This is a genomic window from Aeromonas sp. TS_SC_11, from assembly GCF_057318915.1.
This window is the reverse complement of sequence record NZ_JBWZZQ010000003.1, coordinates 38636-52439: the sequence shown is the minus strand read 5'-3', so window position 1 is coordinate 52439 and position 13804 is coordinate 38636. Positions and strand designations below refer to the sequence as shown.

At 58.4% G+C, this 13804-nt stretch carries 14 protein-coding genes; all 14 read left to right on the top strand.

Annotated features, from left to right (window positions below):
• Nucleotides 1-374: 374 nt before the first annotated feature.
• The 14 genes from glyA to AC1P02_RS22785 all read left to right on the top strand — a co-directional run bounded on the left by glyA (nt 375) and on the right by AC1P02_RS22785 (nt 13801).
• A complete protein-coding gene (gene glyA, locus AC1P02_RS22850; protein ID WP_005317611.1) occupies nt 375-1628 on the top strand; it encodes a serine hydroxymethyltransferase in 1254 nt (417 codons plus the stop codon).
• Between the two features lie 109 nt (nt 1629-1737).
• Nucleotides 1738-2166 carry a ParB N-terminal domain-containing protein gene (locus tag AC1P02_RS22845; RefSeq protein ID WP_485185732.1) on the top strand — a complete coding sequence of 143 codons (429 nt, stop codon included), beginning with the start codon at nt 1738-1740 and terminating at the stop codon, nt 2164-2166.
• 67 nt (nt 2167-2233) lie between these two features.
• Nucleotides 2234-2566, top strand: a complete 333-nt coding sequence (locus AC1P02_RS22840; RefSeq protein WP_485185730.1) for an NIPSNAP family protein — start codon at nt 2234-2236, stop codon at nt 2564-2566.
• Between the two features lie 134 nt (nt 2567-2700).
• Nucleotides 2701-3150: a transcriptional regulator NrdR gene (gene nrdR / locus AC1P02_RS22835; RefSeq protein WP_005317604.1), complete on the top strand. Its 450-nt coding sequence runs from the start codon at nt 2701-2703 to the stop codon at nt 3148-3150.
• Between the two features lie 74 nt (nt 3151-3224).
• Nucleotides 3225-4334 carry a bifunctional diaminohydroxyphosphoribosylaminopyrimidine deaminase/5-amino-6-(5-phosphoribosylamino)uracil reductase RibD gene (ribD, locus tag AC1P02_RS22830; protein WP_113719910.1) on the top strand — a complete coding sequence of 370 codons (1110 nt, stop codon included), beginning with the start codon at nt 3225-3227 and terminating at the stop codon, nt 4332-4334.
• A 55-nt stretch (nt 4335-4389) separates the two neighbouring features.
• Nucleotides 4390-5043 (top strand): riboflavin synthase E1, encoded by a 654-nt coding sequence (gene ribE1, locus AC1P02_RS22825; RefSeq protein ID WP_155602007.1) that lies wholly within the window; start codon nt 4390-4392, stop codon nt 5041-5043.
• 143 nt (nt 5044-5186) lie between these two features.
• On the top strand, nt 5187-6296 hold the full coding sequence (gene ribBA / locus AC1P02_RS22820; protein ID WP_485185727.1) for a bifunctional 3,4-dihydroxy-2-butanone-4-phosphate synthase/GTP cyclohydrolase II: 1110 nt from the start codon (nt 5187-5189) through the stop codon (nt 6294-6296).
• 131 nt (nt 6297-6427) lie between these two features.
• Nucleotides 6428-6898 (top strand): 6,7-dimethyl-8-ribityllumazine synthase, encoded by a 471-nt coding sequence (ribH, locus tag AC1P02_RS22815; RefSeq protein ID WP_005317595.1) that lies wholly within the window; start codon nt 6428-6430, stop codon nt 6896-6898.
• A gap of 14 nt (nt 6899-6912) precedes the next feature.
• A complete protein-coding gene (gene nusB, locus AC1P02_RS22810; RefSeq protein ID WP_005317593.1) occupies nt 6913-7326 on the top strand; it encodes a transcription antitermination factor NusB in 414 nt (137 codons plus the stop codon).
• A 101-nt stretch (nt 7327-7427) separates the two neighbouring features.
• Entirely contained in the window at nt 7428-8387 is a 960-nt protein-coding gene (gene thiL, locus AC1P02_RS22805; RefSeq protein ID WP_271787663.1) for a thiamine-phosphate kinase, read from the top strand.
• Nucleotides 8384-8878 (top strand): phosphatidylglycerophosphatase A family protein, encoded by a 495-nt coding sequence (locus AC1P02_RS22800; protein ID WP_005317590.1) that lies wholly within the window; start codon nt 8384-8386, stop codon nt 8876-8878. The genes thiL and AC1P02_RS22800 overlap by 4 nt, the downstream gene beginning before the upstream one ends.
• 510 nt (nt 8879-9388) lie before the next feature.
• Nucleotides 9389-11113, top strand: coding sequence for a dipeptide ABC transporter ATP-binding protein (locus AC1P02_RS22795; protein ID WP_005317588.1), 1725 nt, complete (start codon nt 9389-9391; stop codon nt 11111-11113).
• A 59-nt stretch (nt 11114-11172) separates the two neighbouring features.
• Nucleotides 11173-12729 carry an ABC transporter substrate-binding protein gene (locus AC1P02_RS22790; RefSeq protein ID WP_005317586.1) on the top strand — a complete coding sequence of 519 codons (1557 nt, stop codon included), beginning with the start codon at nt 11173-11175 and terminating at the stop codon, nt 12727-12729.
• Nucleotides 12730-12826: 97 nt separating this feature from the next.
• Nucleotides 12827-13801: an ABC transporter permease gene (locus tag AC1P02_RS22785; RefSeq protein ID WP_005317584.1), complete on the top strand. Its 975-nt coding sequence runs from the start codon at nt 12827-12829 to the stop codon at nt 13799-13801.
• Nucleotides 13802-13804: the final 3 nt, after the last annotated feature.

The window sequence follows — 13804 nt, the reverse complement described above, 5'->3', positions numbered from 1 at the left end:
TGTTTTGCCTCCATCTATTGGCGGTGCAACCGCTGTGCCGTGTAAAGATGTTATCTGTTAGTAACGGCTATATCCATGATCCGGCTCTGGTTTTGGCTGTTTGTTGTCCCGGTTTCTGTTTACTGGCAGGGCTATGGTGTGATGGGTATCGGGGACGGATGGACAGAGGGAGGATTATTCGCCAGCACTAATGTCAGCACGAATGCCAGCGCTATGGCTAAGGGGAGAGCCTGCACTGACTTCGAAATTTGCGACACATTTTACATTTTATAAACAATTTTTTGGGTGGTTGGACTGTCTCTTTGATCCAGCTCACGTTACAATGCGCAGGCCCACTTCACCTAACGCGCAAACGATTTTCAGGAGAGAAACGGATGTTGAAACGTGACATGACCATCGCCAATTATGATCCGCAATTGTGGCAGGCCATCACAGACGAGACCCGTCGTCAGGAAGAGCACATCGAGCTGATCGCGTCTGAGAACTACACCAGCCCCCGCGTCATGGAAGCCCAGGGCTCCCAGCTGACCAACAAGTACGCTGAAGGCTATCCGGCCAAGCGCTACTACGGTGGTTGCGAGTACGTCGACGTGGTTGAAACCCTGGCCATCGAGCGCGCCAAGGAACTGTTTGGTGCCACTTACGCCAACGTGCAGCCGCATTCCGGCTCCCAGGCCAACAGCGCCGTTTACATGGCTCTGCTGCAGCCGGGTGACACCGTGCTGGGCATGAACTTGGCCCATGGTGGTCACCTGACCCACGGCTCCCCCGTCAACTTCTCCGGCAAGCTGTACAACATCATTCCTTACGGTATTGATGAGTCCGGCAAGATTGACTATGACGAAATGGAACGTCTGGCCGTCGAGCACAAGCCGAAGATGATGATAGGTGGCTTCTCCGCCTACTCAGGTATCGTCGACTGGGCCCGCATGCGTGAAATCGCAGACAAGATTGGTGCCTGGCTGTTCGTCGACATGGCTCACGTAGCCGGTCTGATTGCCGCTGGTGTCTACCCGAACCCGGTGCCCCACGCTCATGTGGTTACCTCCACTACCCACAAGACCCTGGCCGGTCCCCGTGGTGGTCTGATCCTCTCCGCCGCTGACGACGAAGATCTGTACAAGAAGCTGAACTCAGCCGTCTTCCCGGGCGGCCAGGGCGGCCCGCTGATGCATGTCATCGCCGGTAAAGCCGTGGCATTCAAAGAGGCGCTGGAGCCCGAGTTCAAGACCTATCAGGCCCAAGTCGTCAAAAACGCCAAAGCCATGGCGGCGACCTTCATCGAGCGCGGTTACAAGATCGTCTCCGGCGGTACCGACAACCATCTCATGCTGGTTGACCTGATCGGCCGTGAGCTGACCGGTAAAGAAGCCGATGCCGCTCTTGGCAAAGCCAACATCACAGTCAACAAGAACTCGGTGCCGAACGACCCGCGTTCCCCGTTCGTCACCTCAGGTGTGCGGATCGGTACCCCGGCCATCACCCGCCGCGGTTTCAAGGAAGCAGAGTCCATCCATCTGACCAACTGGATCTGTGACGTGCTGGACAACCATGACAACGACGAAGTGCTGGCCAACACCCGCGAAAAGGTGCTGGATATCTGCCGTCGTTTCCCGGTTTATGCCTGATATACCAGCCATGCTGGTTTGAGACCAATGCCACCTGCGGGTGGCATTGTTTTTTCTGTTTCGGCCCCGCCATGGGCGCCGAGCTTGTGCAGCAGACATAGGAGGCATAATGCCAGCCCAGTCCGGTATCACAGATGACGATCTGATCGTGTCCATCCGTGCCCAGTACCATTTTCGCGATAGTCCGGAGGGGCTGCTGGCATGGGATGTACGGCGTCTGGTGCTGTTGAGCCAAGGTTTGCCGGTGCAAGCTGTGCCATTGGTGCAGATTGCCGAACTGGACACCGATCACTGGTACGGACACGGCGTGGCCAGACCCACGGTGCGCAGCATAGCCGAGCATTGTCAGTTGATTGCCAGTGCTTCTCTTGCCTATCCCATCATTCTGGATAGTGCAGGTCGGGTCATGGATGGCATGCACAGGGTGTGCAAGGCATTGATAGAGGGACACACTCACATTGATGCGGTGCAGTTTGCGCAAGATCCGGTACCCGACCACGCAGGTTGTGAGCCCGACGACTTGCCCTATGACGACTGATCTCAAGGTTGACAGAAGGGTTAAATATCGCCTTGCTGGCGGTATTTTTTTAGCTGGAGAAAGTGCGATGAAGAGAGTGCTGGAAATCCGCAGTTATCGGCTCAAGGCGGGGAGCCGCGCCGCGTTTCATGCGCTGGTGACCGAGCAGAGCATGCCACTGCACCGTAAATGGGGGATGGATGTGGTGAGCCACGGCCCCTCCCTGCATGATCCGGATGCCTATTTTCTGATGCGGGCATACGATGATCTTGCGCATCTGAGCGCTTCCCAGGCGGCATTGTATGCAACGGATGCCTGGCGAGAAGGCCCGAGAGACGCCATTGTTGCGCTGATCGAAGCGGATGCAAATACCGTCATCTGCTTGCCTGCAACGGCCATAGAGGGACTTCGCACCCCCTGAAGTGTTTAAGGAATATAGACGGTGACATATTGTTTTTCTGGGCTTTTACCGGTTTTGGATGGCCGTGCTACACTGGCCCGCCAAGATCCTGCCCCTGTGGGGCAGGTGCCCTGTTTGTTAACGCCGGAGGTCCGATGCATTGCCCTTTCTGTAGTGCGGTTGATACCAAGGTGATCGATTCCCGTCTGGTGGCAGAAGGCCATCAGGTACGCCGCCGTCGTGAGTGCCTGCTCTGTCACGAGCGCTTCACCACCTTCGAGATGGCCGAGCTGGTGATGCCCCGTGTCATCAAGTCCAACGGCTCCCGCGAGCCCTTCAATGAAGAGAAGCTGCGTGGTGGCATCCTGCGGGCGCTGGAGAAGCGACCCGTGAGCATGGAGGCCATCGAAAAGGGGGTCAACCACATCAAGTCCTGCCTGCGAGCCACCGGTGAGCGCGAAGTTGCCTCCCAGCTGGTGGGTAATCTGGTGATGGATGAGCTCAAGAGCCTGGACAAGGTCGCCTATATCCGTTTTGCCTCCGTCTATCGCAGCTTCGAGGACATCCGCGAGTTCGGCGAAGAGATCGCCAAGCTGGAGAAATAAGCTTCCCAATGTCCGGTTACGCTGCGCCAATCGAACCTGCAACGCCCATTTTCTCGCTTTGAACGGGAGCCCAGATGTTTAGTCAAGATGATTACCAATGGATGAATCGGGCCCTTGAACTGGCCCGCCGTGGCCGCTATACCACGGCCCCCAATCCCTGTGTCGGCGCCGTGCTGGTGAAAGCCGGCGTTGTGGTCGGCGAGGGATGGCACAAACGAGCCGGAGAACCCCATGCAGAGATCTATGCCCTGCATGAGGCCGGTGACGAAGCCCGTGGTGCGACCGCTTATGTGACCCTGGAGCCCTGCTCCCATCATGGTCGCACCCCCCCTTGCGCCGAGGCGCTGATCAAAGCCGGGGTGACCCGGGTGGTGGCGGCCATGGTCGACCCCAACCCCGAGGTGGGCGGGCGTGGTCTGCGGATGTTGTCGGAAGCGGGCATCAAGACCGATTTTGGCTTGCTGTCGAGTGAAGCCGAGGCGCTCAATCCGGGCTTCTTCAAGCGGATGCGTACCGCTTTTCCGCTGGTGACCGCCAAACTCGGTGCCAGCCTCGATGGCCGCACCGCCATGGCAAGCGGCGAGAGTCAGTGGATAACGGGCCCCCTGGCCCGTGCCGATGTGCAGAGGCTGCGTGCCGGTCACGACGCCGTGCTCTCCAGCGCCGAAACCGTGCTGGCCGATGGCGCCTCCCTGACGGTGCGTTGGGATGAGCTGCCCCCTTCTCTCAAGGCCACTTATGCCAAAGAGACGCTGCGCCAGCCTCTGCGGGTCATCGTCGATTCCCGGAACCGGCTGACCCCGGACTTGCCCCTGTTCCAGAGCACAGGCCCTGTCTTGCTGGCCCGTCACAAGGCGGCTGGCGACTGGCCTGAATGGGTGCAGCAACTGGAGCTGCCCCTGCTGGATGGCAAGCTGGATCTGGTCAGCCTCTTTATGCTGCTGGCCAAGCGGAACATCAATTCCGTGCTGGTGGAAGCCGGACCCAGGCTTTGCGGTGCCTTGCTGGACAAGGGGCTGGTGGATGAGCTGGTGCTTTATCAGGCGCCGAAACTGATGGGGGATGAGGGGCGTGGCCTGTTCCATCTGCCAGCGCTCACCCGTCTTTTCCAGGCGCCCAAGCTCTGCATCAAGGATGTGCGGCTGGTGGGACAGGATATCCGCATCACCGCCAGGATAGCCTGATTTTCCAATCGTTATCGGGGGCCGAACCGGCCCCGTCATCATCAAGGTGATCTGCATGTTTACCGGAATTATCGAAGCGGTGGGAACCCTTGCCGCGTTGCGCCGCCAGGGCGAGGACATGGCGCTCACAGTCCATGCGCCGACGCTGGATTTTGGCGACGTCAAGCTGGGCGACTCCATTGCCACCAACGGTGTCTGCCTGACCGTGATTGGTCTTGGCGACAAGAGTTACACCGCCGATGTGTCGCTGGAAACCCTGTCTCGTACCGGTTTCGCCGCGGCCAAAGTCGGCGATCCCGTCAATCTGGAGAAAGCCTTGACGCCGACCTCCCGGCTTGGCGGCCATCTGGTCTCCGGTCATGTGGACGGGGTGGGAGAGGTGAAGAGCAAGTCCAGCAGCGGTCGTGCCATCGAATACTGGATCAAGGCACCGGCGGAGCTCTCCCGCTACATCGCCGAGAAGGGGTCGATCGCGGTAGACGGCATCAGCCTGACGGTCAATGCCGTGCAGGGGGACTTGTTTCGCCTCACCATAGTGCCGCACACCGCCCAGGAGACCACCATAGCCCGCTGGAAACCGGGTCATCACGTGAATCTCGAGGTGGATCAGATAGCCCGTTATCTGGAGCGGCTGATGCAAGGCAAGGCGCAGGACGCTGCTACCTCCAGCCTGACTCTGGAGAAACTGGCCCAGTCCGGCTTCCTGTAAGTGGCGAAACAGCTGACCAAAACGATTTTCTGTGATCCCGCTCTGATTGAAATGGGGCCCAGAGCCCCCATCTAGAGCAACATAATTCTGTATCAAAGTGAGCCTCCGGGCTCAATCCCCAAAGCAAGTTGATGGAGTAGCCCATGGCGCTGAGCACAACCCAGGAAATCATTGCCGATATCAAGGCTGGCAAGATGGTGATCCTGATGGATGACGAAGACAGGGAGAACGAAGGGGACCTCATCATGGCCGCCTCCTGTGTCCGCCCGGAGGATATCAACTTCATGGCCCGTTACGGCCGTGGCCTCATCTGCCTGACCTTGACCCGGGATCGCTGCAAGCAGCTGGCGCTGCCGCTGATGGTGGATCGCAACAATGCCCAGTTCTCCACTGCCTTCACCGTGACCATCGAAGCGGCCGAGGGAGTGACCACAGGCATTTCAGCGGCGGATCGCGCCGTCACAGTACAGGCCGCCGTAGCGCCCGATGCCAAGGCCGCCGACCTGGTGCAGCCAGGCCACATATTCCCGCTGATGGCCCAGGATGGCGGTGTGCTGACCCGTGCAGGTCACACCGAAGCGGGTTGCGATCTGGCCCGTCTTGCCGGTTACGAGGCCGCTTCCGTCATCGTCGAGATCCTCAACGAGGATGGCTCCATGGCCCGTCGTCCGGATCTGGAAGTATTCGCCGAGCAGCACGGCATCAAGCTCGGCACCATCGCCGACCTCATCGAGTACCGCAACCAGCACGAAACTACGGTCGAAAAAGTGGCCGAGTGCAAACTGCCTACCGAATATGGGGAGTTCGACCTCATCACCTTCCGCGACACCATCGACAATCAGGTTCACTTCGCCCTGAAGAAAGGTGACATCCAGACTGAGCAGCCAACCCTGGTGCGGGTGCACCTGCACGATGTGCTGAGCGATCTGCTGTTGACCGACCGCCATGCTGCCCGCAGCTGGCCCTTGCCCAAATCCATGGCCCGCATCGCTCAGGAAGGCGGCGTGCTGGTGATCCTGGGGGCCGAGGCCCACGGCGCCGAGTTGCTGGTGCGGGTCAAGGGCTTTGAGGCCGCCGACAAGGGGCTGCAACCGGAAGGGGCCAAGTGGCAGGGTACTTCGCGTCGGGTCGGTGTCGGCTCCCAGATCCTCAAGACCCTGGGGGTTGGCAAGATGCGGCTCTTGAGCTCACCGAAAAAATACCACGCTCTCGGCGGTTTCGGCCTGGAAGTGGTGGAATACGTAGGCGAATAAGCGCGTCGCCCGAATGACATTGCGATCATGGCCGCCCGTTGCGGCCATGGTTTTTGTCGTGGGTCTGTTGTGCTAGAATATGCGCACTTTTGACTCCGGCCCCTTTTGATTGCACAGATACAGGATTTCCAATGAAGGTTATCGAAGGAAATATCGCCGCTCCTGAGGCGCGCGTTGCTATTGTCGTTGCCCGTTTCAACAGCTTCATCAACGAAAGCTTGGTGGACGGTGCTGTGGACGTACTGAAACGTCAAGGCCAAGTCCAGGACAGCAATCTCACCCTGGTACGAGTGCCGGGCGCCGTTGAAATTCCCTTGGCTATCAAAAAGCTGGCCAAGAGTGGTCAATACGATGCCATAGTTGCGCTGGGCACCGTCATCCGTGGCGGCACCTATCACTTCGAGCTGGTGGCAAGCGAGAGCAGCAAGGGCATGGCCCAGGTAATGATGGAATATGAAATTCCGGTTGCCTTCGGCGTACTGACCACCGAAAACATTGAACAAGCCATCGAGCGCGCCGGTACCAAGGCGGGTAACAAGGGTGCAGAGGCTGCACTGAGCGCGCTCGAAATGATCAACGTCCTGAAACAGCTGGACGTGTAACGAGGAGAAGTACATTGAAACCGTCCGAGCGCCGTAAAGCCCGCCATTGCGCCACCCAGGCCATCTACCAGTGGCAGATGACCAGGGCCAACGTGGGCGACATCGAAGAGCAGTTCAAGATCGATCAGGACACCAAGGGTGTGGACCTGAACTATTTCCGCGATCTGCTGTTCGGGGTAGCCCTCCACTGCAACGAGCTGGACAAGGTGTTTGCACCTTTCCTCTCCCGTCCGCTGGAAGAAGTGGACATGGTGGACAAGGCGATCCTGCGTCTGGCGACCTATGAGCTGACCCGTCGCGATGATGTGCCGCCCCGTGTGGTGATCAACGAAGCGATCGAGCTGGCCAAGGCCTTTGCTGCCGATGACAGCCACAAGTTTGTCAACGGTGTACTGGACAAGGTGATCAAGACGCTGAACAAGCGTTGATCCTGATGTCCATCAGCATCACGAGCGTGTTTACGGCTTCGCAGCAAGATCGTGAACCGCTTTGAAGAGAGGAGCCAGCCTAACCGCTGGCTTTTTATTGCATGGGTGAATTTGAGCTGATTGATAAGTACTTCAAGATCCCCCACGCCCGCAAGGACGTGGTGATGGGCCCTGGAGATGATTGCGCCCTGCTGACCCTGCCAGCGGATACCCAGCTGGCGGTGAGCACAGACACCCTGGTGAGCGGCGTCCATTTTTTTCCCGACATGGATCCGGTGGATCTTGGCTACAAGGCGCTGGCGGTCAATTTGTCCGATCTCGCCGCCATGGGGGCCGAGCCGCGCTGGGTCTCGTTGGCACTGACCCTGCCCGCCATCAATGAGAGCTGGGTCGCAGGTTTTGCCGAAGGCTTTCTGGAGCTGGCCGAATACTACAATGTGGCGCTGGTGGGCGGTGACATGACCCGCGGGCCGCTTTCCATCACAGTCTCGGTGAAGGGATCCGTTCCCGCAGGCCGGGCCCTGATGCGCAGCGGCGCCAAGGCCGGTGATGGCATCTATGTGACCGGTACCCTGGGGGATGCCGCCCTGGCGCTCTCCCATCTGCTTGGCAAGCGTACCCTCAACGAGAACCAGCTGGCCGCCGTGCTGCCCAGGCTCGATCATCCCCATCCCCGTATTCTGGCCGGCCAGGCCCTGCGCGGGCTGGCCGGCAGTGCGCTGGATCTTTCAGATGGGCTTTCCTCGGATCTCGGCCATATCCTCAAGGCCTCTGGCGTGCGGGCCCAGATTGACCTTGGTCTGCTGCCCCTCTCGCCCGTGCTGCAGGATGCGGTGCCCGAGCAGGATGCCTGGCAGCTGGCGCTGGCCGGGGGCGATGACTACGAGCTTTGCTTCACCGTGCCCGAGGAGTATCGCGGCGCGCTGGATACGGCACTCGCCAACTGTGGCGTCAAGTTCACCCGCATAGGCCGCATCCTGGCCGGTGAGCCGGGTATCGACTATGTCCGCGGCGAGCAAACGGTCGAGCTGCAACTGACAGGCTGGGATCACTTCGCATGACCTTGTTTATGATAAAGCCCGAGCTGAAAAGGCTGAACCTGAAGAACCCGCTCCATTTTCTGGCGGTGGGGTTTGGCTCAGGTCTCTCTCCCAAGGCACCGGGCACCATGGGGACGCTGGCTGCCATACCGCTTTACCTGTTGGTGAGCGGGCTTTCCACTCCCTGGTTCATTGCCCTGCTGGTGGTGGGTTTCGTGGCGGGTATTCGCATCTGTCAGAGTGCCACCGACGCCATCGGTATGCCGGATCACGGCGCCATTGTCTGGGATGAAGTGATCGGCTTTGGCGTGACCATGATAGCGGCGCCAGCCGGCTGGACCTGGGTGCTGGCCGGCTTTGTGCTGTTCCGGTTGTTCGATGTATTCAAGCCCTGGCCCATCTCCTGGTTTGATCGCCGCATTCACGGCGGACTCGGCATTATGCTGGACGATCTCATCGCCGGTTTGTTCGCCCTGCTTTGTATGCAATTACTGGCATATTGGCTGGGTTGAATTGCCCTGTCAGGGGGATGACCACGCTGGCATCCCCCTATATACCACTGTTTAATTTTCATTCACTGGCATATGCTGTCGTTTAAAAATCATTTCACATAAATATTCACTACTCATTCGAAGCTTAATGCTATTGTGCTGATAGTGAATATTCCCGCCTGTTGCGCCTTTGTTGAAAGTAAAAGCACTAAAAATGACTGATGGTGGTCATATAGTCTGGTTATGTGACATAAGTCATCATTTATGACTATCGGAATGCCCCCTTGCTAGGCAAAGTATTGCGAAATTGTATAACCCGATCATTTACACTCGCGGTTAAACCGTCTAAGTTACTCGCGGGTTATTCCAAAAAAATGCAAAAAACCCGCCCGGATCGCTGGTTTAACTGCCTCATGGATTGAGCGTTTCTTACTCAGAACAAGCACTCAAGATAAGTACCAAGGCAAACCGGCATCTGCGGCTGATTTACGGACGAATTATTTGGGACGGATGTCCCCCGCAGAGGTAAACATGTCCTTGCTCGAAGTGAAAAACTTGCGGATCGAGTACCCCTCCCGCTATGGGGTGCTGGCCGCGGTCAAAGATCTCTCTTTGTGTGTCGAAAAAGGGGAGATTGTCGGTGTGGTAGGCGAATCTGGCGCCGGAAAATCCACCATAGGCAACGCCGTCATCGACCTGCTGAGCCCACCGGGTCGCATCGCCCGTGGCGACATCTATCTCAACGGTGAACTCATCTCCGGCAAGAGCCAGAACGAGATGCGAGCCATCCGTGGTTCCCGCATCGGTTTCATCTTTCAAGATCCCATGACCTCCCTCAACCCCTTGTTCACCGTTGAACAGCAGTTGGTGGAAACCATTCTGGCCAATACCGACCTTTCCCGTGAGGCGGCCTTTGCCAAGGCCCTCGAGCTGATGGGGGCTGTGGGGATCCCGCAGCCCGAGCTGCGGATCAAGCAGTATCCCCACCAGTTCTCCGGCGGCATGCGTCAGCGGGTCGTTATCGCTATCGCCCTGAGTGGCGATCCCGAGCTCATCATTGCCGATGAGCCGACCACGGCCCTCGACGTCTCCATTCAGGATCAGATCCTCCAGCTTATCCGCAACCTCTGCAAAGAGCGCCAGGTGGGCTGCATGCTGGTAACCCACGACATGGGCGTGGTTTCCAACGTGACCGACAAGGTAGCTGTCATGTACCGCGGCGATCTGGTGGAGTTCGGTACCACTGAACAGGTGCTGGGCCGCCCCAATCACCCTTATACCCGCAGCCTCATCTCGGCTGTGCCCCGCTCGGACGTCAAACTGGTGCGCTTCCCGCTGGTCTCCTATATCGAGGATGCCAGTGCGCCGGATACCAATATCGATCTCAAGACCCACTGGCTCGGTCAGAGTCAGGACGAGCGCGCTTACGAAGGGGCCCTGCTGCGGGTGGAGAACGTGGACCTGAGGTTTGTCACCAAGGATTCCATCTTCCCGAGCCGCCGCCAGTACGTGCGGGCTTGTAACAACATCAGCTTCGAGATCTTCGAAGGGGAGACCTTCGGTCTGGTGGGGGAGTCGGGCTCCGGCAAATCCACCATAGCCCGCGCCATCACGGGTCTTTATCCGCCCGATACCGGCAAGATCTTCTTCGAGGGGATCGATCTCACCGCGCTCAAGAGCGAGCGTGAGCGTCGCCCCCTGCGCCGCCAGATGCAGATGGTATTCCAGAACCCTTACTCCTCGATGAACCCGCGCATGAAGGTGCGTGACATCATCGCCGAGCCCATCCGCTTTCATAAGCTGGCGGGCAGCGAGAGCCAGATCGAGGGGATCGTCAACGATCTGCTCGATCACGTCGGGCTCGGCCGTGGTGCCGGGGTCAAGTATCCCCACGAGTTCTCCGGCGGTCAGCGTCAGCGCATCTCCATCGCCCGCGCCCTGGCGACCCGCCCGCGCTTCCTCATCTGTGACGAGCCCACCTCGGCGCTGGATGTGTCGGTCCAGGCCCAGATCCTCAACCTGCTCAAGGATCTGCAGCAGGAGCTTGGGCTCACCATGCTGTTCATCAGCCACGATCTGCCGGTCATCCGCCAGATGTGCGATCGCATCGGTGTGATGCAACACGGTCATCTGGTGGAAGTGGCCGAGACCGAAAAATTGTTTACCAATGCCGAGCATGAGTACAGCCGCAAGCTGATTTCCCTCATGCCGGAATTCAAGGGAATGTCCCGTGAGGGGCTGGAAATCGCAAGCTAGGAAAGCACCGGTTCGCCGGTTTGTCTGTCAATAAGAAAGCCAAAAGCATGGAGAAAGACATGAAGAAAGGATTATCCAAGATCGCCATGGCGCTGTTCGCCGCCGGCCTTGCCTTTAACGTTTCTGCCGTCGACATCAAGGTCGCCGTTGCATCGGATGCCACCTCGCTGGACCCGCAGGAGCAGCTCTCCGGTCAGACCCTGGAGATGTCGCACCTGGTGTTCGATCCCCTGATGCGTTACACCCAGGATCTGAAATTCGAGCCACGTCTGGCCGAGAAGTTCGAGCGTATCGACGACAAGACTGTCCGCTTCCATCTGCGCAAGGGCGTCAAGTTCCACTCCGGCAACGACTTCACCGCCGATGACGTTGTGTGGACCATCAATCGCCTGAAATCCTCCGTCGACTTCAAGGCCATCTTCGATCCTATCGCCGAAGTGAAAAAGGTAGATGACTACACAGTCGATCTGATCACCGCCAAGCCGTTCCCGCTGGTGCTGCAGACCGTCACCTATATCTTCCCTATGGACTCCAAGTTCTATACCGGCAAGACAGAAGCAGGCAAAGACAAGGCCGAGATCGTCAAGAACGGCGACTCCTATGCTTCTACCAATGTCTCCGGTACAGGTCCGTTCAGCGTCAAGTTCCGCGAGCAGGGCGTCAAGCTGGAGTACACCCGCAACGCCAACTACTGGGACAAGGCTTCCAAAGGCAACGTTGACAACCTGACAGTGGTGCCGATCAAGGAAGATGCGACCCGTGTTGCCGCCTTGCTGGGCGGGGACGTGGATGTCATCTATCCGGTTGCCCCGAACGATCTGGAGCGCGTCAAGAATGGCAAGGACACCCAGCTGGTGACCCTGTCCGGTACTCGCGCCATCATCATAGAGCTGAACCAGAACACCAACCCGGCGTTGAAAGACAAGCGCGTTCGTCAGGCGATCAACTACGCCATCAACCAGGTGGGTATCGTCGACAAGATCAACAAGGGATTCGGTACCCCCGCTGGCCAGCTGAGCCCGAAAGGCTATGCCGGTCATAACGAGGCGCTCAAGCCCCAGTATGATCTGACCAAAGCCAAGGCGCTGATGAAGGAAGCGGGCTACGAGCAGGGCTTCAAGATGAGCTTCATCTCCCCGGCCGCCCGTTACGTCAACGACGTCAAGATTGCCCAGGCGGTCTCCGCCATGCTGGCCAAGATCAACATCAAGGTGGATCTGAAGACCATGCCGGTGGCGCAATACTGGCCCGAGTTTGACAAGTGCGCCGCTGACATGCAGCTGATCGGCTGGCACTCGGATACCGAAGACAGTGCCAACTTCTTCGAATTCCTGACTTTCACCAAGGATGCCAAGACCGGCATGGGTCAGTACAACTGCGCAGGCTATGCCAACGCAGAAGCTGACAAGATGGTGATGGAAGCGAACACCGAAACCGATCCGGCCAAGCGTGCTGCCATGTTGCAGAAGGTGGAAGCCATGCTGATCGACGACGCAGCCTATGTGCCGCTCCATTGGGAAGATCTGGCGTATGGCGCCAAGAAAAACGCCGACATCAAGCCCATCGTCAACGTAATGAACTTCCCTTACTTCGGCGATCTGGTGGTCGGCAAGTAAGCGAGTCGCAAGGAAGGACTGAGCGGGGGGGGCCTGTGGCGACCCCCGCCATTAACAGAAGCCTGTGCCAAGACACAGGCCACGTAGAAGGACAAGCATGTTTACATTCCTGCTGAAACGGTTCTATCAGGCCGTGATAGTGATGTTCGTCATCAGCCTGGTCGCCTTCTCCATCCAGGACAACCTGGGGGATCCGTTGCGCGAGCTGGTGGGACAATCCGTCTCCGAAGCCCAGCGTCACGAATTGCGCGAGAAGATGGGCCTGAACGATCCTTTCCTCATCAAATACAGCCGCTTTTTGAAAAATGCGGTGCATGGGGATCTGGGCACCTCCTATTTCTTCAAGCGACCGGCCCTCGAGGTGATCCTCGACAAGCTGGTAGCGACGCTTGAGCTGGTGTTTGGCGCCGCCGTGATCATAGTGGTGGTCTCCATTCCGCTTGGGGTCTACTCCGCGATCCGCCCGCGCAGCATCCTGACCAAGATCATCATGGCCGTGAGCAGCATAGGCATCTCCATCCCTGTGTTCCTGACCGCCATCATGCTGATGTACCTCTTCTCCATCCAGCTTGGCTGGCTGCCGGCCTATGGCCGTGGCGAGACCGCCAATGTGCTGGGCTGGGAGTCGGGTTTCTTCACCTGGGACGGTATCCTGCACCTGATACTGCCGGCAGTCTCTCTCTCCTCCATCATGCTGCCGCTGTTTATCCGGCTGGTACGCTCCGAGATGCTGGAGCAGCTCTCCTCCGAGTACGTGAAGTTTGCCCGTGCCAAGGGGCTGGACAACAACAAGGTCTACTACCAGCACGCTCTGAAAAACACCATGCTGCCGGTGATTACCGTCGGTGGCGTGCAGATCGGCACCATGGTGGCTTACACCATACTGACCGAGAGCGTGTTCCAGTGGCCGGGAACCGGTTTCCTGTTCCTTGAGGCGATCCACAGAGTGGATACGCCGCTGATCACTGCCTACGTCATCTTCGTGGGACTTATCTTCGTGGTGACCAATACCCTGGTCGACCTGCTTTACGGGTTCATCAACCCGACCGTCAATCTGACCGCCAAGGGGTAAGCG

Coding starts and splice junctions, on each gene's coding strand:
- glyA (WP_005317611.1), top strand. CDS start 375: ATGTTGAAACGTGACATGACCATCGCCAATTATGATCCGCAATTGTGG.
- AC1P02_RS22845 (WP_485185732.1), top strand. CDS start 1,738: ATGCCAGCCCAGTCCGGTATCACAGATGACGATCTGATCGTGTCCATC.
- AC1P02_RS22840 (WP_485185730.1), top strand. CDS start 2,234: ATGAAGAGAGTGCTGGAAATCCGCAGTTATCGGCTCAAGGCGGGGAGC.
- nrdR (WP_005317604.1), top strand. CDS start 2,701: ATGCATTGCCCTTTCTGTAGTGCGGTTGATACCAAGGTGATCGATTCC.
- ribD (WP_113719910.1), top strand. CDS start 3,225: ATGTTTAGTCAAGATGATTACCAATGGATGAATCGGGCCCTTGAACTG.
- ribE1 (WP_155602007.1), top strand. CDS start 4,390: ATGTTTACCGGAATTATCGAAGCGGTGGGAACCCTTGCCGCGTTGCGC.
- ribBA (WP_485185727.1), top strand. CDS start 5,187: ATGGCGCTGAGCACAACCCAGGAAATCATTGCCGATATCAAGGCTGGC.
- ribH (WP_005317595.1), top strand. CDS start 6,428: ATGAAGGTTATCGAAGGAAATATCGCCGCTCCTGAGGCGCGCGTTGCT.
- thiL (WP_271787663.1), top strand. CDS start 7,428: ATGGGTGAATTTGAGCTGATTGATAAGTACTTCAAGATCCCCCACGCC.
- AC1P02_RS22800 (WP_005317590.1), top strand. CDS start 8,384: ATGACCTTGTTTATGATAAAGCCCGAGCTGAAAAGGCTGAACCTGAAG.
- AC1P02_RS22795 (WP_005317588.1), top strand. CDS start 9,389: ATGTCCTTGCTCGAAGTGAAAAACTTGCGGATCGAGTACCCCTCCCGC.
- AC1P02_RS22790 (WP_005317586.1), top strand. CDS start 11,173: ATGAAGAAAGGATTATCCAAGATCGCCATGGCGCTGTTCGCCGCCGGC.
- AC1P02_RS22785 (WP_005317584.1), top strand. CDS start 12,827: ATGTTTACATTCCTGCTGAAACGGTTCTATCAGGCCGTGATAGTGATG.